Below are 23,491 nucleotides of genomic sequence, written 5' to 3' on the forward strand. Positions count from 1 at the left end.
CTTTGCGAGAAATATAAAAAGTACCCATAGTCATATAAGTTTATGTCTGTTTTGCCTATAAAATATGCGTAGAAGCAGAGGATATAGATGTACATATAAGCATAAAACCCATGCCATTGTTATATTATCCGCTTTACCATTTAGTAATCGGCAGAAAATGCACAAAATCGGGTACTTTTTCTTTAAATCTTTATAAATAGCTTTTTCTTGTACATCCAGTATAGTACAAGCCATTGCACCAGTAAAATCACTCCTCCGCTTATTAGTGTGCGGTACGTAGAGCCGAATAAAAGATCATACTGCTGGCTTATATGTATTCGAAATGACTGATCAATGAAGCCTACTACTGTATGTGCCAGTACGTAGGCCGCGATAGAATTCATACCAACTACGATGAGCGGTAAGAACCACCTGCGGGTCTGAAGGATATCTACAACATAATAAAATCCTGCCAGTAAGATAAAGCACCATCCTCCACTGAATAAGGTCCAGGTAGGGGTCCAGATTCTTTTGATGTTGGGAGCGATACCCGACCAGTTAAGGATAACAGCTACTGCAAGTAGCAGTACCCCCGTAATCAACAATCGCTTCAATAGCGAACCGGCCGAAGTTCTGCCCTTGATCCACTGTCCGGCCAGCAGGCCCAGGATCATGGTACCCAGGGTCGGGATAAAGCTAAGTGTAGCATAGCCTCCTCCGTTGTAGAGGAAGGGCTTCTCGCGCGGGAACAGGTTCAGGAACCATCGGTCAAAAGCCCAGGCGGCATTAGTATTCTTGTTCCAGTGAGCGGCAAAGCCCTGTAAGTGGTGGGGCCAGTCGGCTGCTACCCCGGCCTGTGCCCAGTCAAAATCCGGCCCGGGTAGGGGATACAGAGCAAAGAGCAGCCAGTAGCCTACCAGTACTGCTGCCAGGGCGGCCCACTGGATTCGGGGAGTAGTGAATCCCAAAGCAAACAGAAAAGGGTAGCCAAGACCTATCTGCGTTAGCGTATCTTCAAAAGTAAAATTAGTCTGCTGGCTGTACATAGACCGCAGAAAGATACCCAGCAGGATCAGGATCAGTGACCGGCGTAGCATGTGTAGCCACAGGTAGGTAGTACTGTGTCCCCTGCTGGACCGGCTGGCTATAGAGTAAGGCAGCGCTACCCCTACCAGAAAAGTGAACGAGGGCTGTATAAGGTCGTGCAATGAACATCCTACCCAGGGCACGTGGTCCTGGTGGTGATGAAGAAACGACCAGAACGAACTACCAGGGGCCGCTTCGGCTACGTGAGCAAACTCGAGTACTTCAGCCATCATTAGCAGCATGACAAATCCACGGTACGCATCTACGGAAGATAGCCGCTGAGGAGGAGTAAGAGTAACGGTTTCCTGCCGGGGCAGGGAAGGATTCAGGAGTGTGTCCATCGTTAAGGTTGGAGTAGTTTTTTAGTTGATATGATTCTGCCGTCTGCTTCCAGTACTACCAGCTGGATCGGTTGGGCGTTAGTACTTTCAAGCTGTAATTGAGAATGATGAAGGCCGGGAGCCAGCCTGCCCAAATCCTTCTGGAGCGTTGCTCTGCCCCACAGGTCAATGGTTAATAATCGGACAGCAGAGACGGTAGGTAAGTTAAACTGTATCTGTACCTGCTTATGGAGGGCAGGATTAGGTGATAGCAGCAGGAGTGCTTCATTATTGCTGGCAGAAAGGCTACCCGTGACATCAGACCTAAAAGGAAGCAGCGCTTGGTCCATCCACTTCAGGCGCAGGCTGATCCAGTCCTTGAGGTATTTGACTTCATCCTGATAGGTATTGCCTACGTAGTAGTTGGGCCATAACTTCTGGCCTATAACCGGCCATCGCTGAAAGTTTCGTATCGGAGCTTCGTCCAGGCTGGTGATCGTGGAATCAATATACTGGTGGACTCGGTCGGTTTTTAGTACATCTTCCCTCAGCGACTGGTACCTCAGCCGTACCTTACGCGCAAAGTTGAAATCCATCAGCAGCCGGTTCCACCAGAATGGCATCTGGTTGGGCTCATTCTGGCATACATTATTAAAGTCAAAAGCCCAGCCCATGTACGATTCACCCTGGCAGAAGTCAACGTTGCCGTACGCAAGGTTGAAGTCCCAGATCGGCCCCATTACCAGCTTTCCGCCTTTGCTTTCACGGTCCTTATAAAAGAAAGTACTTATACGATAGGCATCCACATTACGGCATACTTCGTTAATGATCAGATAGTCTACCCAGGAGTCCACATTTATGTACTTGGGATAGCCGGTGGCTTCATCCCGATAGCCCTCACTTTTCAATGCCGTTTCGAAGCTGGTCAGGTACTCCTTAATGTAGTTGAACTGAGCCTCTGTGATGTCTTCAATTTTGGGAAATTCGATTTGAATCGGGATAGACTTGTTGGATGAGGACTTAAAGGGCGACTCCCACGTACGCGAAGCTGAGCCTTCAGTTTTGTCCAGTTTCAGGATATAGCCTCCCGTCAGCGCGTCGCCGGATGTATCGCTACTCTTTAGATTTGAGATATTAATCCGGTTCTTGTCACGCTTTATTTTTTCCATCAGGATATAAAGACCCTGATACTGGTCGTTCAGGATTACTTCGCAGTAGCGGGTTGGAGTAGCGTAGTGAGAGCTGAATTGCCGGTACAGCCCGTAGGTGAGTACTTCCCGAACCAGGGTCTTGTCGTTATAGGTCGCATTAAGTACCCAGTCCTCCTCGGCAGGCATACCCAGCAGCGGTGCACTGACACCTTCTTCTCCTTTGGCGTCACGCAATTCAAAGCCGTAGGGCTTCTTTGGAAAAAGTATCCGGGAGGAAGACCCCCGCTGTTCAATTCCTATCGTACTTTCGAAAGAAGGCTTGTCAGTAGGAAAGTTGGTCTTGCCGGGGCCATTGTCAATAATCTTCAAAGAGGCTACGATCTTGGGCTCATTAGGAATTGCCTGGCCCCTGGTGTCGATGATCAGAATGGGTAAGGTGGACGAATCCAATAGCTGAGCCACTGCCTGCTCACCTATAAATACGACACCGAATACGATCCAGAGTAAAAGTAACTTTCTCATAGGCAGAGTGGCTGAAAGATGAGGTGAGACGGGACTTATAAAAAAAGCCTCTTCCCAGTAATAGGAAAGAGGCTTTTCTAAGAAAGCTAATGTATTTCTAGCTAATGTTCTGCTTTTTCAGCTCCTTAACGGCATGGTCAGCGGCGCGGGCGGTCATGGCCATGTAGGTGAGTGAAGGGTTTACGCAGGAGGCCGAAGTCATAAAGGCTCCGTCTGTTACGTATACGTTCTCAGCACCCCACACCTGGTTGTTACCATTCAGTACCGAAGTCTTGGGGTCACGTCCCATACGGGCAGTACCCATTTCATGGATACCAATACCCAGGTTCTTGGTAGTATCGTTGTACGGATTTACATTCTTGAATCCGGCAGCTTCGAGCATTTCGGCGGCATCATTCATCATGTCTACGCGCATTTTACGCTCGTTTTCACCGTATGCCGCATCAAATACAACCAGGGGTAGTCCCCATTTGTCTTTTTGGCTGGCGTGCAGGTACATACGGTTGCTCTCCTGAGGAAGTACCTCACCAAAACCACCCAGGTTCATACGCCAGGCACCGGGCTTAGAGATTTCCTCTTTGAAGGCGGCACCAAAACCATCCATGCTGCTACCACGGCCCCAGCTATCACGGCTGGCAGCACCCTGGTATCCAAATCCGCGCAGATAGTCACGCTTGTCGTTGCCCCAGTTGCGGTAACGGGTCACGTAGATACCATTGGCACGGCGACCAAAGTAGTACTTGTCCTGATGACCGTCAAACTCACCGCCTGCGCCTACGCCCAGGTGGTGGTCCATGATGTTGCGGCCCAGCTGATCACTTTCGTTGCCCAGTCCGTTGGGGAAGCGGCTCGACTTGGAGTTGAGCATGATAGAAGCCGAGGCAATGGCCGAAGCATTGAGGAAGATAATCTTGGCGAAGTACTCACGGGCTTCCATCGTATTCTGATCGATTACCCGTACGCCAGTCGCTTTTCCAGCCTTATCGTCATAGATTACTTCGGTAACGATAGCGTCAGTAACCAGAGTAAGGTTGCCGGTTTTCTGGGCAGCCGGTAGTGTACCCGCCTGGGTGCTGAAATAGCCACCGTAAGGACATCCGCGCATACACATGTTACGGAACTGACAAGCCGCACGACCAAGAGCAGTCTGGTGCTCCTGAGGAGCAGTCAGGTGAGCAGTACGGCCGATGATCATATGACGTCCGGGGAATTTAGACTCAACAACGTTTTTTACCTGCGTTTCAACGCAGTTCATCTGCATAGGAGGTTGGAACTGTCCATCAGGCAGTACATCTAGGCCATCCCGTGAACCACTCACCCCGATAAACCGCTCCACGTAGTCATACCAGGGAGCAATATCTTTGTAGCGGATCGGCCAGTCGATAGCTATGCCTTCTTTGGCGTTGGCCTCAAAGTCAGCTTCGTTCCAGCGGTAGCTCTGGCGACCCCACATAATCGAACGGCCTCCCAGGTGGTATCCTCTGATCCAGTCAAACGGACGATCCTCCAGGTAGGGGTTCTCCTTATCGTTTTCAAAATGGTGGCGGTGCTCTTCGTTAGCGGTATAGCCCGTACGATAGTTAGCCCAGTATTCTTCGCGAGCCAGGGTACTTACCCGGCCGCGGTGTTCAAATTCCCAGGGAGCGAGGGTGGCGGTTTTGTAGTCAACTACGTGCTTAATATCACGTCCGCGCTCCAGCATCAGTACCTTCAGGCCTTTTTCAGTAAGTTCTTTAGCTGCCCAGCCTCCACTGATACCCGATCCCACTACAATGGCGTCGTAGGTAGCTTGTTGTTTAGCTTTTATGTTAAGATTCATGAGTAGTAGTAATATAAAAGGAGTTAACAGAAAGCGAATAGGAGGGAGGGTTAAATCCCGTTATTCACCTATGATTATAAATTACATAGCCCAGGCTTTCTGACCGGGTTTGAGGTCGATGCATCCTTCGTACTTGGTAGGTACCGCTACGTATTCCAGAGCTTGAGTAGCTCCCTGCTCTGATGTGAAGTAACCTAGTAGTGTAAGTTCTTTCATCAGGCGGAAGAAAGGTACCCCCGGCTCTTCGAAGACTTTACCCGCTTCTTTGGCTTTGGTCCGTTCTTCTCCTATTTTTTTCAATTCTTCATTGGATTCCTTCTCGAGTGCAGTCAGGATCTGAGTTCTTTTCTCAGGTGTGGCATCCATGAAATCCTCATCATTGAGTTTTTCCAGACCTGCGGCGAATTTCTCCTGATCCTTGGTGTAGTAGCAGTCTTTGAGCATTGTCTGAATGAACTCTCCGACCTTGGCATCTTTGGCACCAGGGGTGTCTGTTTTTGGGATAATAGTTTCAGCAACTTCTGAAACAAGGGTCAGCTGATCGTTAGAGAACGCAAAGCTGGTAGCTTTGGTCGTTTCGTCAGCGGTCTTGCAGCCTTCCAGAAAGGCGACTAGTGTGGGGGCTGAGAGCGTTCCCCCCATTAGTAGCGCCACGCGGGCAAGAGCATCACGTCTATTCATTAGGTTGTATTTTTATAAAAAGGGTTAACAATGCAGAATGTAAAAATACATTTGGTTTGTACAAAATATGAAATAATAACGTCTTTATTTTTGAATTATTTGTATCTAAAATAGATAATATATCAATACCAGGCATATTGTTTTTGAAATTTTCTAAAACTTGATCTGAAGAATCTGGTTTGAATTAAATCCATGTGAGAGCTGTTGTCGAATGAACAGTTCATCAGTAATCATCAAAAAGAAAAGCATATGTTTAAGCCAATAACTCCAGCTATAACTATAGATATTGTTTCGGATGTAGTATGTCCCTGGTGCTACGTGGGCAAAAAGCGTCTGGAAACGGCACTGACGGAGCTGCCGGAGGGGTCAGAAGTAAATATTACCTGGCACCCTTTCCAGCTTGACCCTACCATACCTGATCAGGGTATGGAGCGGGAGGAATACTTCCTGAGAAAGTTTGGTAATGAAGGTAAAGTAGAGCAGATGCATGCTCACCTGACCAACATAGGTCACGAAGTAGGTATTGACTTCCGGTTTGATACGATCACTTACGTGCTGAATACGATCTCCCTGCACAAGCTTTTGCACGTAGCCGGGCAGGAGGGCTTTAAGGACAAGGCCGAAGAGATTCTGTTCAAAGCGTACTTCACCGATGGTAAAGATCTCAGGGAGGCGTCGGTACTGGCCAAACTGTTTGAGCCTTTCGGTTGGAATCAGGAAAAGGTTGAGTCTATCCTGGCCGATGATGCCATTGGCTACGAAGTAAAGCAGGAGATTGCGCACTACCAGAGCATGGGCGTCAGCGGGGTACCTTTCTTTATCGTGAATAATAAGTATGGTATATCGGGAGCCCAGCCTTCTGAAGTGTTTGTTCAGGCGCTTACCACTGTTCGTGATGAAATGCTGGAAGCCATGAGCGGGCAAGCCTGCGGACCGGAAGGTTGTTAATACAAATAATATCAAAACATAGAGCCTACCTGCTAGTATATATCAGGTGGGCTCTGTTTTTATGAAGGCAGGTTAATCAACTCTAGTTGCTCTCATATAAGCCTCTATTGCACTGTATGGAAGTTTTTAGCTGGAAAGGTGTTCGCCTGGGAGCTGTAAAACAGACAGGTCAGTGATAGTTAGTACAAAGTATAGGAGGAGATACTTTGTGTAGGTCATCAGTAAAAATTACTTTTATCATTGCAATTAGAAGTGACTTTCCCTTAATTTTCGCAAATATTATAAATCTTCCCACCCATTACCATGGTTAAAATAATCATCATTGATGATGAAAAGAACATTCGGGATGCCCTCCGGGACATTTTGGAATATGAAGGATATGATGTTGATGAGGCTAAAGATGGTGACGAAGGTCTCGAAAAAATCAAGAGTGATGACTATCACGTAGCGTTGTGCGATATCAGTATGCCCAAGATGGATGGTCTGGAGCTATTGCTGAAAGCGGGGGAGATGGGCCGGAGTACACAGTTTATAATGGTGTCGGCCTACGGCAACGTGGAGAATGCTGTAGAAGCCACCAAGCGTGGAGCCTTTGATTTTATCACCAAGCCACCGGATCTGAACCGGCTGCTAATCAGTGTCCGTAACGCTATCGAGAAGTATAAACTGGTAGCCGAAGCCAACCAACTAAAAAAGCGGATCTACAAGATCAATGAAATAGTAGGTAACTCCGATCCGATCCGACGGGTGAAGGAATCCATCGAGCGGGTAGCTCCTACGGAGGCACGGGTACTTATAACCGGCCCCAACGGCTCGGGAAAAGAACTGGTGGCAAAGCAGATCCATGAACGAAGCTCGCGGGCTCATATGCCACTGATAGAGGTAAACTGTGCCGCAATACCCAGCGAGCTTATTGAGAGTGAACTGTTCGGACACGAAAAGGGAGCTTTTACATCTGCCATCAAGCAACGTATAGGTAAGTTTGAGCAGGCCAGCGGAGGTACGATATTCCTTGACGAGATAGGTGATATGAGCCTGTCGGCTCAGGCCAAGGTACTGCGTGCCCTACAGGAAAATAAAATAACGCGCGTAGGGGGCGAAAAGGAAATAAAAGTCAACGTACGGGTTATAGCGGCTACCAACAAAGACCTGCGCCGGGAGATTCAGGAAGGGAACTTCCGCGAAGACCTTTTCCACCGTCTGAGTGTGATCCTGATCTATGTACCACCTCTGGCTGAGCGTGCCGTGGACATACCACTCCTGGCCGAAAAATTCCTGTATGATATAGCCGAGGAGTACGGTAGTGCGCCCAAGCGAATCCTGCCGGAGGCTATGCAGCACCTGCAGACACTGTCGTGGACTGGTAACGTACGTGAACTCCGAAACGTGATCGAGCGACTAATTATCCTATGTGGTGATATTATTACGCTGGATGATGTGAAGCTGTACGCCAGTATCGGTAACTAATAGCAGCAGTTATAAAAGGAGAGCCCTGATCATGTGATCAGGGCTCTCCTTTTATAGTGCCATCAGATTACATCCTCGTATGTCCGAGTTGTCAAACCTGCCCATCACGTAGAAGGTCCCCGGCTCATCACCCAGGCGGCCCAGGTCTTGTGTTTCGATGAAGCTGCACGAATCCAGATTAGCCAGGTCCACGACGTTGACGCCTCCCGTGCGCAGGTAAATACCCGGTGCCTTTACGTCCAGCGGGTCATTGGTATCCCTAATCAGAATACGCATGGTGTAGCCCGGCCTGAATAGCCCCTGTCCCTCTGAGTATCCCTGCGACAGCAGCTCGGTCATACCGTATTCGGAGTGGATGGTGCTGATACCTAGCCGGTTTGTCAGCTCCTCATGGACTTCTTCGCGGAGCATTTCGCGGCGTCGGCCTTTCATACCCCCTGTTTCCATCACGATCAGGTCAGGAAGATCTTTAAGAAAGGACGCATACCCAATACTTTCGGCCCAGTCGAGCAGCGCAAACGTAACTCCCAGTATCAGTACCTTACGGCCATCCCGGAGCCGGGCCAGCGTGCGGAGCTGCTGGGTGAGCGCTTCGGTATCGTACAGATAAAATCCAGAGTAGGATGAAGCCGTCCTTTCAATAAAATACTGCGCCATATACACCAGTGACGAATTGTTTCGTTCAAGGTATGAAGGTAATAGTGCCAGTACGTGGTAGTTGCTCAGAGGCCCGTAGTGCTGTTCAAAGATACGCTCGCTGACCTGGTGGTAGAGAGCCGCATCGTAGAGCGTGTGCCGGCTGGTAATGGTACCGGTCGTGCCGCTGCTCTCGAAAGTGGTTTCGGCCTCGGGAGGCTGCCCGGTATATATGGAGTGGCTCTTGAAGAACTGAATAGGTAAATAGGGTATCTCGTTCAGGCGCTGCGGCTGGTTGGGCTGGATACGCAGGTGGGACAGAAAAGCGCTGTACACCGGATTGTACTGGGCCTGGTACCTGAATATCCGCAGGGCTGTTTCCTCAAAGCCATCCGGGTGGAGGTCAAGGACCTGCTGGCGGAGCGCCTGACGAAGTACTGCGGGTGAGCTATTGCGTGGTAGTTCCAATCCTGTTACTTTCGTGGGTAGTGTTTATTATAATTGTTATAGATACAAAGATATTTCAAAAGCGGATTCTTAAACCTATGAAGGATTGAATCTGTTTGTATTAGAAGCCAAACCTCAGATACTTCACCTGCACTATGCGCAATACTCTTTACATAGTACTATTTGCCGCTCTGGCACTGGCAAGCTGCGTCGAAACTCCCAATTTTGATAATACCCCGCGTATAGAGTTCAACAGTATAGACAAGTATACTGTTCCTGATCCGTTCTCGGGCCCTAATGCTCAAAAAGACTCGGTCGTGATTACCATTGATTTTGAAGATGGAGATGGCGACCTGGGAGTAACCCCGGAAGAGCGCAGCGATACCACGCTGCTCAATACCAAGTACAGCGGCTGGGGCAACTACGAACTGACAGTCCTACGTCTGGAAGATGATCAATTCGTGGAGGTACCTTCCGCCGTGAGTAGTAAGCTTTTCTTTCCGGTACTCAAGCGTGATGGTAAGCCAGGCCCTATCAAAGGCAAACTTGACTTCTCCCAGATCTTTTTCTACTCACGCTTTGCCAGACCAACTACTCTGAAGTTCCAGGTCAAAGTACGTGACCGCGCCCTGCGCGTAAGTAACGTGATTGAAACCGATACCATATCCGTTCCGCTTGACTAGTGGGAGGGACCATCCTGATAATATTGTAGCTACTTACAGCTAGCCTTTGTAGATAAGTGTTATACAAGAAGTACCTGATCGAGCTGGTCAGGTACTTCTTGTATTTAAGAGGTATAGTAAAAACTCAAAGGCTGATATTAAGTAAAATCAGAACTGGAAATAAATAAACGATCCGGTGCTCTTTTGGGTAAGTACCAGTACCAGCAGCATGGCGGCCCAACCCAGTCCCAGTAGCCACCAGGGGGTACGCTCGGCCACCGCTACTACCGATTTGTCACGCATGAGCCAGTGGCAGCCCAGTAAGCCTACCGTTACTACGAAGACCTTGTACATATCAATAGTAGCCAGGAGCTTGATCTGAACCGGTATTACCCCAAACATGGAGAGCAACAGCCTCATGGCAGTGCCAAAGTCGGGCGCCCGGAAAAAGACCCAGGTAAGTGTCACCAGCAGGAATGTCAACAAAGCCAGTCCAAACCGTGAAACAGAGCGACTCATTGGAATAGCCGGAAGCAGAGAAGCCTGCGTAATGACCGTATCTGTAGCAAGAGGCATTTCAGGCAGTCGGGCGGGACGGTCTCTGAATAGTCTTTCTACTCCCAGAAATACCCCGTGCAGTGCTCCCCAAACTACAAAGTTCCAGCTGGCGCCGTGCCACAAGCCCCCTAATAGCATCGTAATCATCAGATTGATGTACGTTCGGGTTGTGCCTAAGCGGTTGCCGCCCAGCGGAATGTACAGGTAGTCGCGCAGCCAGGTAGAAAGCGTAATGTGCCAGCGGCGCCAGAAGTCAGAAAAGCCTATAGCGGCGTAGGGGTAGCGGAAGTTGTCGGGAAGCACAAAGCCCAGGCACAGAGCTACCCCGATCGCGCAGGTAGAATAACCGGCAAAGTCGCAGAAGATTTGACCTGAAAAAGCCAGTACCCCCGCCCAGGCATCCAGCGGATGCAGCGGAAAGGGAACGCCAAATACTGAGTCAGACGTTTCCGATAGCATACCATCGGCAATGCCTACTTTCATAAACAGCCCCAGCGTAAGCAGGAACAAGCCCCAGACAAACTGGGTTTGGGTGGCCCGGTGGGGTACTTTGAACTGTGGGATCAACTCGCCGGGGCGCACAATAGGCCCGGCCACCAGTTGTGGAAAGAATGTGACGAACAGCGAAAAGTCAAGTAGTGATTTTTCTGGTGCGAACTTCCGGCGGTATACGTCCAGCGTGTAGGAGAGTGTCTGGAACGTATAGAACGAGATACCTACCGGCAGTATAATATCTGCCCCAGGGGGCTGGTACGTAATACCCGCCAGCGAAAGCAGCGCCACGAAGTTATCCATCAGAAATCCACCGTACTTAAAGTATCCCAGCATACCCAGGTTTACGATCAGACTTAGCACCAAGAGCCCCTTGCGCTTATATTGATTTTCCTCCCGCCCCAGCGCCAGGGCCACAAGGTAGTCTACAATAGTCGAAAGCCACAGGAGCAGTACAAAAGGCGGGTTCCAGACGGCGTAAAAAAGGTAGCTGGCCACCAGCAGATTCAGCTTTTTTACTTTCCAGGGCAGGGGAGCGTTGTGCAGCAGCAGAACCACCCCAATGAAGGCGATGAAGGTATAGGAATTGAAAACCATGATTATCTGACGGCTAGGGTGGAAGTGTGGGCAGGAGTCGCAGCAACGGACGGACGCGCAATACGCCAGCCAGTTTTTTGCTCGGCTATCCGGATTAAATCTTTCGTGAAAGTCCGGGCATCAGCCGGACCCAGGTGTGACCATTCCGGACATTCATACTTAGATAGTTCAGGATAATCCTGAAAATGAATACCCGGTGCGCCGGTTTTGGCAATCAGGCGGTCCCAGTACTTCTCCCGTGGGAACACCTGCTTTTCCAGCTCCCATACTTTACCGGATGTAGGCATACGTACAAAAAGCACCTGACCACCACGTTTTTGAATTCTGGCTACATCTGATTTTACTTCATTAAAGATACTGGTGAGCAAGCTGTCTGACATGGGAGCCTTAGGGGCCTTTGTAAATACGTACATCCAGATGGCCCTTTGCTCATTCTGCAGGCTGGTATCAGCCATAAAGTCTTTTGTAATAGTAGTTTGCCGGTTAAATCCATCCGTTACAAACTTCATCGGAAAAGCGGGCAGGGCAAATACACCCGGCCGGTTAGCAACACCAGCACGATTCAGTAAAGAGCGCAGATTAAACCGCTCCACATCCAGAAAGAGAAACTGCGACTCCAGGTGCCGGTTCAGAAAAAAGCTGGTTCGCTGGGCAATGGACCATTTGGGATAGTAAGCGGTGCATTTATTAGCCTGCTGTTCGGGGTAACTCCCACTGGGGGCGAAGAATAAACCCTCGGTGATACCTACCAGCACGGTACCTTTGAAGTCTTTATCCCGGGCCAGATCAGCCAGTAACGGTCGGGGCGAAGTACCTACCAGCGAAAGCTGGGTGGGCGCCAACCCGGAAGTGGCCTCCCAGGTAGCCAGGTCCAGACCAAATTTCATGCGTGAGGAGCCAATAAGAACGGGGTTGGCAGCAGAGGCCTCATAGACCTGTTGGTGGTGGTAGGCCCATAGGTCTTCATCGTCGTTGTAGGAAAGCTCAAATCCCTGACTACGCAGGTAGAGCTCCCAGCCTGCAAGACTACCAATAAGTACGGCCAGGGCGAGTAACCCAGCTTTTACGTAAGGAGAATAATGCATTGGTGAAAAGGGTAAAAGAATAGTGATTGAGCAGTTTGTGCGTGTGTGGATAGTACTATCCAGCCTTAGCAGGATGATTTCCTGCCTTAAGAAGCCTCGTTTAGCCGATTGAACTCAGTGCAGTAGCTATGGGGGAAGTACTACCAGTACTGATTTTCTAATCAATTCCAGATATTAGAAGATGTACATCTTGAGCACTTTCGTACCCCAAAGAAGGTCTACCCGAATCGGTTGTATCCGTTAATTAATAATAGTAGACAAAAATAAAGTTAATATTCTTATTACCAGTAGATTGTAGCAAAATATTATTGAGTGGTCAAAGTAGCTGCTAAGGCTGAATGTTGATCAACAACCCTAATACAGATTTAAGCCGTTTACAGAAACTAAATAAGCAGTTGACTACTCATCACGTAGTACAATACGGAAGGTAGTACCCTTGCCTGGTTCAGAGCTCTTGACAAACAGCTTGCCGTTGTGGTAGTTCTCGATGATGCGTTTGGCTAGGGTCAGGCCTAGTCCCCAGCCGCGCTTCTTGGTACTGAAGCCCGGACTGAATATCTTCTGCAGGTTGCTCTTGCTGATGCCCTTACCGTTATCCTGAATATCGATGATGACTTCTTTTTGGGGCTTTTGAGGGGCTAGTGTAATCCTGATTTCACCAATTCCGGCCATGGCATCCACGGCATTTTTACAGATATTCTCCACCACCCACTCAAACAGGTTACGATTAATTAGTACTGTCTGCCCCTCAGTGAGCTGGTTATCTATGTAGAAAGCTACTTTGGATGAAACGCGCTTCTGAAGATACGTTATAAACTCTGTGATTACCAGCGCCACATTTTCTTCCTTCAGGGTAGGTACTGAGCCAATATTGGAGAAACGGTTTGTGATCATCTCAAGGCGCTGGACATCTTTTTCCAGTTCGTCGGCAATAGTCGGATCAAAGTCCGGATCAGATCGGAAGTACTCAATCCAGGCCATCAGTGACGACAGGGGAGTACCCAGCTGATGGGCCGTCTCCTTAGCCAGACCCACCCATACCCGGTTTTGCTCAGCCCGCCGGGTGGAACTGAACGCCAGATAAGCCAGAAAGCCAATGAGGAATAAGCCAGAAAGTTGGATATACGGGTAGTACTTGAGCTGGGTCAGAAGGAAGGAGTTGCTGTAGTATACGTAGCCGGTGCGTCCGTCCCCAAGCTCAACGGGTATAGGAGCATGCTCCTCCTTCATTTGATTAAGGCGTTCTTCCAGCATTCGCTCCATAGCCTCTGGACTGGTATTATCAGGGAAGGAGATATTGTTATGAGCGGCGGGCATATTATTCTCATCCAGGTAGATAGCCGGAATTTCATAGAATGAATTAGCCTCAATAATATTCTGCATTACGACGTTAAAGTCTTCGTCGAAGTCACTGTTGATGGCGTAGCGAAGGCCTTCCGCATACAGCTTTACCTGACGCAGTTCCCGTTCTTCCAGCTTTGTCACCAGGTCGCTGGTATAGAACAGCGACCCTACGCTGATCAGAAACAGGTTAAGACCAATCAGGAATTTGTAGCTGCTTTTTTGTCCGTAGGTATCAAGCAAGGTTCGGCGCAGACGCAGACTATTGAGTAAGGCTACCGGGTGCAGAAAGAAGCGGGGGCGTTTTTCGTCGTTTACCGTACTCATGTAATAGTGGGTAGATCGGCCAGCAGTTTTTTGGACTTTATTTTGGTAGTATAACGTAAATATAAACGAATTTCCTCCATTTAGTGTATTTAATATAGCGGTGTTAAATCAACTAAAAAACTGACCTAGGTCATGATTTGGATTGACTATAACTGCGAACTTTGTTCAGTTGTTCAGGTGGTTATTTATACTATTTCTAAATAAAGTAATCCTGTTCAATAGACATTTCCTATTGTGGAGATTGTACCCTATTTTTGTGATCAGAATTCAGGCGTAAGTAATGTATAATCAGTTCAAATCCGTCAGTTTATCGTATAAAGTTGCTCCTCTGTCAATAAGGGAGCAAATTGCACTTAACGAAGAGGGAGCCAAGGCTTTAATGCTTCGTATAAGGGAATTCTTTGATGTATCAGACGTATTGGTTGTATCAACCTGCAACCGCACTGAGATTTATTATTCTGCATCTGAGAATCTAAACGAGGAATTCATTAAGCTGCTCCTGATTCAGAAAGGTATTACTGACGTAAGCTACTATCAGCAGTACTTCGAGCAGTTTGCTAATGGTGATGAGGCCGTACGCCACCTGTTTGAGGTAGCAACCGGTTTGCTTTCGCAGGTAGTAGGTGACATGCAGATCCCTAACCAGATCAAGCAGTCGTACCAGTGGTCAGCGGATATGAATATGGCTGGCCCCTTCCTGCACCGGCTGATGCATACCATCTTCTTTGCCAACAAGCGTGTAGCGCAGGAGACTTCTTTCCGTGATGGCGCCGCTTCGGTTTCTTACTCGGCTGTTGAGCTTGTAGATACCCTTACCGTTAATCCTAAGATACTGGTAGTAGGTTTGGGTGAAATTGGTACTGACGTATGCCGTAACCTGGCTAACAAAGAAGGCGCTGATATCACACTAGTTAACCGTACCCGCTCTAAAGCGGATGCCTTATCCACCGAGCTGGGATTCCGCGTAGCTGATTTCGAAGACATTGATATCGAGATCATGCGGGCAGATGTCATTGTATCTTCTATTGTATGTGACGAGCCTTACTTCACCAAAGAGTTGATGACTAAGCTGGGAGGTCTTACCTTCAAGTACTTTATTGACCTGTCGGTACCACGTAGTGTGGAGCCCGAAGTAGAGGAGGTGCCTGGCGTAGTACTATATAATATTGATACTATTCGTAGCCGTGCCGATGAGGCCCTGGTACGTCGTATGCAGGCGGTACCTAAGGTAAAAGCGATTATAGAAGAATCCGTAGCTGAGTTTAACGACTGGTCGAAGGAGATGATCGTATCTCCAACTATTCAGAAGCTGAAAAATGCTCTTGAGCAGATTCGTCAGGAGGAAATGGCCCGCTATATGAAAGGCATGACTGATGCGGAAGCGGCTAAACTGGAGCGGATTACATCCAGCATGATGCAGAAGATCATTAAGCTACCCGTACTCCAGCTAAAAGCAGCCTGTAAGCGTGGTGAAGCCGAGACGCTGATCGACGTGCTGAATGACCTGTTCAACCTGGAAAAACAACCGGAAGAGAAACACTAATACCAGATAGGTACTAGTATATATAGATACAACAAGAGAGGCCGATCTGATCCAGATCGGCCTCTCTTGTTGTATGTCCACTGCAACCTGTTACAGGTTAATCCCCAACTCCTGGTAGGAAATCAGAATAATAGCAATGACCGCTAGTACCAGCCCCAGCCGGTTGAGTTCGTTGAGGCGTTCGCGAAAGATCAGCCAGGCCGTAGCCGAAGATACCAGCATGGTCAGGATATTATAGATTGGAAATACAAAAGCAGCACTGTTCCCAAAGGCGGCCAGTGCTTTTAGCAGAAAGTACAGCGACAGAAAGTTGGGTACACCCAGCAGCAGACCACCCGCTATACTACGTGGCAGTAGGCGCTCACCTTGCTGTACCAGACGAAAGACCAGGATGGTAGTTCCCGCTATGATGGCCCCTATACAGGCGATGATCATAAACAGGGTAGTCTGTTCAGGACGGTAGTAGCTCATGCTAAGGTAGTTGATGAGAGTATTATTGGTACCGCTACCCAGGAATACCAGTATAGGAAGCAGCAACAAAAAGGATGCTGAATTTGCAGTACTGGTAGTGGTTGCCTCTTTTTTCTGTATAGCTCCTAATGCCAGCGCCACCAGTGCTGTAATGAGCCCAAAGTAGTTCCAGAGCGTATAGTCTTTATTGGCATTCCTGAATATAAACAATCCAAACACTACTGGTATCACCAGCGACATGTTACCTGCCAGCGACGCGGCCGTCACACTGACCTTCTGAGCAGTAAGCCCAATCAGTACGAATACTGTTACGAACAATAGCCCGAGCGACAGCGTGAGAAGAGTGGGGGATGTGCTCCACCTTACTTCCCTAAACTGAGACCAGTCGTCCATCAGGATCAGGCCGGTAGCTACGCAGGCGTAGTAGTTAAAAACAATAGCGTGAAAAGAGTGAACTCCAAAGCGCGGATAAGCCCTCATAATAATATAAAGAGCTACCGTGAATATAACAGCCAGTAAAAAGTAGAGCATAGGTGAGCAGGTTTGGTCGGTTGGAGCCAGTTGCAAGTAAGATGAATGGGGCAAAGTTACATACTAAACTATAATCCTGTTGAGCCCGCTCCGATTACTCAATTGACCTCCAAAAATTTGTTAGAGAAATGCAAAAGGCTTATGTTTAGAAGCCTTTTGAGGTAGTAGATAGTACTTTGAGTGACTTCCCCGAATTGTAAAAAAGCATCTGGACGAGTGAATAGGGAAATTGCAACAGTATGCGTGTGAAATCGGATTCCTCCGGTAGGAAAAAGGTTTACGTAACTAGTATTGAACGCCCTGATTATTAGTAGCTCTCTGTCTTCAACCGTCCGGATATGATTAAATTTTTTTACTCCCTTGCTATACTTTTTGTACTACTGGGTGCTTCTGCTCAGACTGTTCAGGCACAAAGCTGTGGTTGTACCACTACTATTACGACCAGCGGTATTTACGACGGCCAGCAGATGAATGTGCAGCCGGGAGATGTAGTATGTATCCAAGCCGGAAACTATTCCCGACTTCGGTTTCTGAATTTCGTGGGAACCGCTCAGCAACCTATTATTATTAAAAACTGCGGTGGAGCAGTTAATATAGCACACTCAACCTACTATGGCGCCCTGGATGTATGGGGCTCCAAGCACGTAAAACTAAGTGGTGCCGGCCATAGCACTACTCCCTATGGTATAGTAATCAGCGGTACCGGTAGTGGGGCCAGCGGCTTGGTCTTTGCTGCCAAAACTACGGATATCGAAGTGGACCATCTGGAAATCAGCGGTACCGGCTTCGCAGGTATGCTCATCAAGACCGACCCTGCCTGTGACACGACTACCTGGCGGCAGAATTTCTCCATGAACAATGTCGTAGTTCATGATAACTACGTACACCATACAGGTGCCGAGGGGATCTATATTGGGCACACCAGCTATCAGGGCGTTAACCTCACCTGCAATGGGACGACTGTCACGGCTCTGCCCCACCTGATTTACGGACTCAAAATCTATAATAATATAGTAAAAGATACCAAAGCCGATGGTATTCAGTACGCCTGTGCCCCCGATGCGGAGGTATATAATAACCAGGTAGAAACCTATGGTACGGAGCCCTTTGCCGCCTCTCAGAACATGGGTATCCAGATCGGCGCCGGAGCCGGGGGACTATGCTACAGCAATAAGGTAATCAATGGTACGGGCAATGCTATACTGGCAACGGACTTTGTAGGAGGTCTAAAGATCTACAATAACCTCATCGTATCGCCGGAAGGCTACGGTATCTTCACCGATGACCGTACTGTACCTGCTCAGGCATCGGCTCTTACAATCGTCAACAACACCATCGTATCCCCTGTTAAAGAAACCGTCAGAATGTACGGGAGCCGTACTACCAAGTTGCTGTATAACAACCTGCTGGTAGCTCCTCAGAACGGCCTGTATGTGGTATATGGTAGCGGGGCTTCCGGCACCGAAAGTACCAATAGTAAGGTAGCTCAGGTAAGTGAGGCCAATTTTGCAAATAGCGCTGCTGGTAACTACAACCTGCTGGTAAACTCACCGGCTGTCAACACAGGTACCGATGTGAGTGCCTGGGGCATTACGAGTGACCTGCAAGGTCGGGTACGGCCACTAGGAGGTACTTTTGATGTAGGGGCTTACGAGTCTGAGCAGAATCCGCCGGTGCTCACTAGCGTTGGAGATATCTCATTGGTAAAAACAGAGACAGTACAGGTAGCGCTTACTGCCACTGATGCGGATGGAGATCCATTGTCATTCAGTGCGAGTGGCTTACCCGCTTTTGTAACCTTGTCCCAGCAGGGCAATGGTACTGCCAATCTATCCATTAACCCACAGGGGCAGACGGGTACCTTCCAGTTTACAATTACAGTCAGCGATGGTACGGGCGGAACTGCCAGCCAGGTGGTTAATCTGTATGTACTTGATACGCCTGCTTCTCCTCAGCTCTTATTTAGAGTCAATGCCGGAGGAGCTGAGTTGAGTAACTCGGAGCTGAACTGGTCAATGGATACCCAAACGAGTCCCAGCCCCTATACTAACGTAGCGGCCGCTGCCAGTACACCCGGTACTATGGCAGTTATAACCAATACGACAGGCGCACCGACTGAGCTATTTCAGACTACACGTCGCGACAGCCGGGGGGGAGGAAACATGGTATGGGAATTTCCTGTGGCGGCGGCACCCGCTTGGTACCGGGTTAACCTGTATTTTGTAGAATCAGTAAGCAGTGTAGCGCGGATATTCAATATCTTACTGGAAGGTAGCACAGTAGCCTCTAACTTCCAGATCCGGGAAGAAGCAGGCCTCAAGAATGCCCTCAAGAAGACTTTTGATGTACAGGTTACGGACAGTAAGCTAACTATCCTGTTTGAGCGCATCGCCGAAGATCCCGTAATAAGTGGCATTGAGATACTTGCCCTGGGTACAACGCCATCCGGCGCCCGATTAGGTACTGCTGAATCCGATCTAGGTACGCTAGAAGGTATGTCAGGTAGAACTGAGGCCGCCGAGCTGACGCTTTATCCTAATCCGGCTATCAGCGAGGTATTTGTAGACCTGGTGGAGACGGACGAAGAAGGAGTTCAGCGGAACAGCACAGGCCGGGGTACCTACTATCTGTTGGATAACGCCGGTAAAGTAGTCCGTCAGCTAGCCGGTTCTGAGACCACCCGCTCCATCAATCTGGATAATCTGGCAAGTGGTACCTATATTCTTAAAGTAGTTACGCCCGAAAAGGTATATATTCGCAAAGTTGTAAAACAGTAACTACCGAATGGTTACTGCTGAATGAAGATTGCGATACATTACATAATGCAGAAGACTAGTAACGTACTTACAGAGGAGGTAATAGAGTTAGCCGAGCTGATCTGGGACTACCACCGTCTGAATCATACCATTGAAAAGGCCGATTGCATATTTGTGCTGGGAAGTCACGACCCACGGGTAGCCGAAAGAGGCGCCCAGCTCTGGCTGGATGGCTACGCTCCCCTGCTTATATTCTCCGGTGGGTTGGGTAACTTCACCAAAGAGATCTGGACCGAGCCGGAAGCTGACCAGTTCGCACGCATTGCCCGTGATATGGGAGTACCGGAAGAGGCCATACTGGTGGAAAACAAATCGACCAATACAGGTGAAAACCTCCAGTTTACCCATCAACTGCTTGCTGAGCGTGGCTTTACTCCTGCGTCGTATATAGTGGTACAAAAGCCGAATATGGAGCGACGTGCCTATGCTACCTGCCGGATGTACCTGCCCCATCAGAAGTTAATGGTCACTTCTCCACAGTTGTCTTTCCGGGAGTACCCTACCGAAGATATTCCGATGGAGCGGGTTATTCATATCATGGTAGGTGACCTGCAGCGTATTCGGGAGTACCCGGCTATGGGTTTTCAGATTCACCAGGATATTCCTGAGCAGGTATGGAACGCCTGGGAGCGCCTGGTCGAGTTAGGCTTCGACGGACACCTGATGCGGTAGCTGTAACTCTACAGACATAAAAAAAGGAGCCGAAGCTCCTGTATAATTACTGGTAAAGCAAGTAAAAGATACATGATGTAGCTAGTACTATAAGCCACGCTCAACAGCCTGACGCTTTAGATTTTCATCCGCTTTGGGCTCTGTTGTACCAAATACATGATCCCATAGGGGTGATGACACACCCAGCATAGTATCTCCATCTTTATAATGGTGAATCGCGTGGTTGATCCAAAGATGCTTAAAAACATTCTTAGGTGGATTGTACGCGTGTACCAGAAAGTGGATCGTCAGATAACCGGCGTAGCCTACCATAAAGCCCGGGAAAAATGCATAGGACGCTTCCCCCATTAGTACAAAGAATATCCCGAAAAGCATAGCGGCGATCACTATTGCCAGAATAGGAGGCAGAGCCAGCCGGGTTTTATCTTTAGGGTACTCGTGATGCACACCGTGCATCGTATACTGAAACTTGGCCCGCCCGGGAGTAGTAGGCTCTATGTGATATACACTCCGGTGAACCCAGTACTCTACAAATGTAAACGTCAATAACCCCAGGAAGAACAGAGAGAGGATCCAGCCGTTGCTCATATCCGTATACGTAAAGGCATACCAGCCAAATGCAACTGCTATAATCAGGTACATCGAAACCGGAACGGAAATGTGTGTACGTGACAGCCTTTCAAGGATTGGATTTTCAAAGAGCTGTTTTGAACCTTTATGTTTAGGCTTGGGTGAGGAAATGTAGTCTTTTGCCATGGCGTTGATGAATTTTATCGGTTGACGAATAAAACTTCTAAGTCAAAAAGCACTTAGACAGGCTGTTTTGAATGATTTATCTACAATTGAGCTTTTTATTTGGTTCCTGTTTTACCTGATTTTGTCGTAGTCGAATACCGCTTTCGTGGTGATTATAAGGTAATAACAAGAGTATAAAGCTTATCCGTCTAGATGTACCCGTTCAGGTAATCAATTGGGGCATCGGGCTCTACAAATATGTGGCTGTTTTTCCTCGTAAAAGTAAAGTTACTGATCCACTGTAAATTATCATAAGTATATTTGGCTGTTTTATGTAAGGTAGCAGATTGTTGAGATAGAAGTTAAGTGGTCTTACATTCCTTCATTCAATGCTCATTTACTACCCCTTTCTGAATACATGTACTAAACCAGTATTGTATTGATATTGTTGGAATATACCTGCTCAAGGTTTGATACTACTCCTAATTTGCTGAGATATATTATGATTTAAAGGACAGGCCCTGGAAGGAGTGGGCCTGGTCATAGCTTTAAATTCTTTCTCAATGCTTCTACTGGTCCGTTTCTTGCAAGGAATGTAAGTATAAATAGTAACTATTGCCTATTTAACTATATTTTCCAAAGAATCTTGAAATAGATTCTTTCAAGATTTTATTAATTTGTGTATATTAGAAAAGTGCAACCTTATACTTTAACTTGGTAGTACTAGTATACATTAGTGACAAGTAGCATTATGAATGCGGTTTCCTACATACTACTTATTCTGTCTATACTGAATGTCTCTCTTAAGAGTTCAGAATGTATAGCGATGGATAGAAGTATTGCCGTAAAGAATAGCACAAAAGAAACGCTGTTCCTTGGTAGTAAGTATGGAGTTAAGTCACATAGCCTCAAAGCTAAGCTACCTACACGCTGTCGGTTTTTGTTTAAGGGATTTGCCTACTATATTTTTGAGTGTGAAGGCGATACAAGGCCCGCAGAGCCTATCGCTGGACTTAATCCGCACGATTCTGCTGATCAGGAGATAAAGCTAGCCATTGATGATAAATATGGCCCCAGCTCATTTCTGCATTTCTGGAGCCCTGCTCCCAAGCGATCTTCATTAACCGGTTTACGCAAGTGGGATCATCCGCTTATACCTCTGCCGGTACCTCCTCCTCAGGTATAGGAGCAGCTCATTTACTAAAGAATACTATTATTCGCCTCCTTCGTACGTAGCGCTGATCGTAGCGATATGGCCTGTCAGGTACGTTGTACCGTGCTGGTGTCGGTATGGCCTATCTACATAGTATATAATCAGTTTTCGGAGGTGGCTATTCTGGTAGACAATCCCACTAGTCAACTTTTCAACCCATTCTAAAATTAAAAAATCATGAGTACCTATCTAAAATTTCCACTACTCCTGTTAGCTATCGGAATAGCCGGTTGTTCAGCGAGCAGCAAGGAAAATGAGAATGCAAAAAGTGTCGAAAGCACTGTTAAAGTAGTTCCGGTCACCCGACTTGAAGAGAAGAGTACCGATCTGCACCGTGAATACGTAGGAGATATCCATGCCGTAAAGAATGTGGATATATACGCCCGCGTCAAAGGGTACCTCGAGCAGGTATATGTGGACGAAGGTAAATATGTACGGAAAGGACAGACGCTTTTTAGAATTAATAACGAAGAATATGAAGCGGAAGTAGCCTCGGCCAAGGCCAACCTGCAGAGTGCGATAGCCGAAGCCAAAGCAGCACAACTGGAAGTGAACCGGGTAAAGATACTGGTCGACAAAAAGGTAGTAGCCAAAACAGAGCTTGAAGTAGCCCAGGCCCGATATATGGCCGTGGAAGCCCGTATCATGGAGGCCCGTTCTGCTCTCGCCAATGCCAATATTCGTCTGGCCAATACTTCCATCAAAGCTCCTTTTAGTGGTATCATCAACCGGCTTCCCTACAAGGCAGGTAGTCTGATTGATGAAGGTACTTTGCTTACATCCCTTTCAGATATCAACACGGTGTACGTGTACTTCGATGTGTCGGAGAAAGAGTACCTTGAGTACGTCAAGGCTAAGCGCCTTAACAACGGAAGTCAGAATAAAGAGGTAGATCTTGTGCTTGCCGATGGGTCGCGCTTCGCCAATAAAGGTAAGATTGAAACCATGGAAGGTGAGTTTGATGAAGGTACCGGTTCTATTGCTTTTCGGGCCATCTTCGCTAATCCGGGCCGCTTGCTGAAGCATGGTTCATCTGGTAAAATACGCCTTACCAATACTATTGATAATGCCCTGTTGGTACCACAGAAGGCCGTATTCGAAATACAGGATAAAAACTACGTGTACCTGGTAGATAAGAATAAGCAGGTAAAGATGAAAAGCTTCCAGCCTAAAACCCGTATAGCGGATTACTATGTCGTTGAGTCTGGCCTTGAGCCGGGTGACGAAATTGTGTATGAAGGTATTCAGAACATTAAGGATGGAGTGAAGATACAGCCGAAGTATGTATCTGTCGATAGTGTGGAAGTATCAGCCGAGCCGGTGCGTCTGACAGCAAAGTAGTGGAATGATAGAGAGGCCTTTGACCCGAAGCTAGTTTATTGGTACTTAACT

At 47.9% G+C, this 23,491-nt stretch carries 18 protein-coding genes; 8 read left to right on the top strand and 10 right to left on the bottom strand.

Translation table 11 applies throughout. From position 1 onward, the window contains the following. Nucleotides 1–182: 182 nt before the first annotated feature. The 4 genes from JUB14_RS06380 to JUB14_RS06395 form a co-directional block, all read right to left on the bottom strand. On the bottom strand, nucleotides 183–1,406 hold the full coding sequence (locus JUB14_RS06380; protein WP_207505035.1) for an acyltransferase family protein: 1,224 nt from the start codon (nucleotides 1,404–1,406) through the stop codon (nucleotides 183–185). Between the two features lie 2 nt (nucleotides 1,407–1,408). Further along, nucleotides 1,409–3,058: a CotH kinase family protein gene (locus tag JUB14_RS06385; RefSeq protein WP_207505036.1), complete on the bottom strand. Its 1,650-nt coding sequence runs from the start codon at nucleotides 3,056–3,058 to the stop codon at nucleotides 1,409–1,411. Between the two features lie 97 nt (nucleotides 3,059–3,155). After that, on the bottom strand, nucleotides 3,156–4,877 hold the full coding sequence (locus JUB14_RS06390) for a GMC oxidoreductase (protein ID WP_207505037.1): 1,722 nt from the start codon (nucleotides 4,875–4,877) through the stop codon (nucleotides 3,156–3,158). 81 nt (nucleotides 4,878–4,958) lie between these two features. Then, complete coding sequence (locus JUB14_RS06395) at nucleotides 4,959–5,558, bottom strand: gluconate 2-dehydrogenase subunit 3 family protein (protein WP_207505038.1); 600 nt, start codon at nucleotides 5,556–5,558, stop codon at nucleotides 4,959–4,961. A 249-nt stretch (nucleotides 5,559–5,807) separates the two neighbouring features. On the opposite strand from JUB14_RS06395, the gene JUB14_RS06400 reads away from it, so the two are divergent. Together JUB14_RS06400 and JUB14_RS06405 are read left to right on the top strand one after the other, a co-directional pair. Next, entirely contained in the window at nucleotides 5,808–6,506 is a 699-nt protein-coding gene (locus JUB14_RS06400; RefSeq protein WP_207505039.1) for a DsbA family oxidoreductase, read from the top strand. 303 nt (nucleotides 6,507–6,809) lie between these two features. Continuing rightward, entirely contained in the window at nucleotides 6,810–7,973 is a 1,164-nt protein-coding gene (locus JUB14_RS06405) for a sigma-54-dependent transcriptional regulator (protein WP_207505040.1), read from the top strand. 51 nt (nucleotides 7,974–8,024) lie between these two features. Here JUB14_RS06405 and JUB14_RS06410 read toward each other — a convergent pair whose 3' ends face one another. After that, nucleotides 8,025–9,077 carry an acyl-CoA synthetase family protein gene (locus JUB14_RS06410; RefSeq protein WP_207505041.1) on the bottom strand — a complete coding sequence of 351 codons (1,053 nt, stop codon included), beginning with the start codon at nucleotides 9,075–9,077 and terminating at the stop codon, nucleotides 8,025–8,027. Between the two features lie 134 nt (nucleotides 9,078–9,211). On the opposite strand from JUB14_RS06410, the gene JUB14_RS06415 reads away from it, so the two are divergent. After that, nucleotides 9,212–9,739, top strand: coding sequence for a hypothetical protein (locus JUB14_RS06415; protein ID WP_207505042.1), 528 nt, complete (start codon nucleotides 9,212–9,214; stop codon nucleotides 9,737–9,739). Between the two features lie 147 nt (nucleotides 9,740–9,886). On the opposite strand, the gene JUB14_RS06420 is transcribed toward JUB14_RS06415, so the two are convergent. The 3 genes from JUB14_RS06420 to JUB14_RS06430 all read right to left on the bottom strand — a co-directional run bounded on the left by JUB14_RS06420 (nucleotide 9,887) and on the right by JUB14_RS06430 (nucleotide 14,118). Further along, a complete protein-coding gene (locus tag JUB14_RS06420; protein ID WP_207505043.1) occupies nucleotides 9,887–11,365 on the bottom strand; it encodes an MBOAT family O-acyltransferase in 1,479 nt (492 codons plus the stop codon). Between the two features lie 2 nt (nucleotides 11,366–11,367). After that, a complete protein-coding gene (locus JUB14_RS06425; protein ID WP_207505044.1) occupies nucleotides 11,368–12,450 on the bottom strand; it encodes a hypothetical protein in 1,083 nt (360 codons plus the stop codon). Between the two features lie 399 nt (nucleotides 12,451–12,849). Next, nucleotides 12,850–14,118 carry a sensor histidine kinase gene (locus JUB14_RS06430; RefSeq protein ID WP_207505045.1) on the bottom strand — a complete coding sequence of 423 codons (1,269 nt, stop codon included), beginning with the start codon at nucleotides 14,116–14,118 and terminating at the stop codon, nucleotides 12,850–12,852. Between the two features lie 280 nt (nucleotides 14,119–14,398). Here JUB14_RS06430 and hemA point away from each other — a divergent pair, with 280 nt between their 5' ends. Further along, the gene (gene hemA / locus JUB14_RS06435) at nucleotides 14,399–15,661 is read left to right on the top strand and encodes a glutamyl-tRNA reductase (protein WP_207505046.1); all 1,263 of its coding nucleotides are present in this window, start codon (nucleotides 14,399–14,401) and stop codon (nucleotides 15,659–15,661) included. Nucleotides 15,662–15,751: 90 nt separating this feature from the next. On the opposite strand, the gene JUB14_RS06440 is transcribed toward hemA, so the two are convergent. Then, a complete protein-coding gene (locus JUB14_RS06440) occupies nucleotides 15,752–16,663 on the bottom strand; it encodes a hypothetical protein (RefSeq protein WP_207505047.1) in 912 nt (303 codons plus the stop codon). Between the two features lie 338 nt (nucleotides 16,664–17,001). Here JUB14_RS06440 and JUB14_RS06445 point away from each other — a divergent pair, with 338 nt between their 5' ends. Then, a complete protein-coding gene (locus JUB14_RS06445) occupies nucleotides 17,002–19,440 on the top strand; it encodes a malectin domain-containing carbohydrate-binding protein (protein WP_207505048.1) in 2,439 nt (812 codons plus the stop codon). Between the two features lie 45 nt (nucleotides 19,441–19,485). After that, nucleotides 19,486–20,151 (top strand): YdcF family protein, encoded by a 666-nt coding sequence (locus JUB14_RS06450; RefSeq protein WP_207505049.1) that lies wholly within the window; start codon nucleotides 19,486–19,488, stop codon nucleotides 20,149–20,151. Nucleotides 20,152–20,238: 87 nt separating this feature from the next. Here JUB14_RS06450 and JUB14_RS06455 read toward each other — a convergent pair whose 3' ends face one another. Further along, complete coding sequence (locus tag JUB14_RS06455; RefSeq protein ID WP_207505050.1) at nucleotides 20,239–20,907, bottom strand: sterol desaturase family protein; 669 nt, start codon at nucleotides 20,905–20,907, stop codon at nucleotides 20,239–20,241. Nucleotides 20,908–21,712: 805 nt separating this feature from the next. Here JUB14_RS06455 and JUB14_RS06460 point away from each other — a divergent pair. Both JUB14_RS06460 and JUB14_RS06465 read left to right on the top strand, forming a co-directional pair. Next, complete coding sequence (locus JUB14_RS06460; protein WP_207505051.1) at nucleotides 21,713–22,072, top strand: hypothetical protein; 360 nt, start codon at nucleotides 21,713–21,715, stop codon at nucleotides 22,070–22,072. Nucleotides 22,073–22,276: 204 nt separating this feature from the next. After that, nucleotides 22,277–23,440, top strand: a complete 1,164-nt coding sequence (locus JUB14_RS06465) for an efflux RND transporter periplasmic adaptor subunit (protein WP_207505052.1) — start codon at nucleotides 22,277–22,279, stop codon at nucleotides 23,438–23,440. The last annotated feature ends 51 nt before the right edge of the window (nucleotides 23,441–23,491 follow it).

Origin of the sequence: Telluribacter humicola, from assembly GCF_017355935.1 — a bacterium.
In the GTDB taxonomy this organism is placed as follows: domain Bacteria; phylum Bacteroidota; class Bacteroidia; order Cytophagales; family Spirosomataceae; genus Telluribacter; species Telluribacter humicola.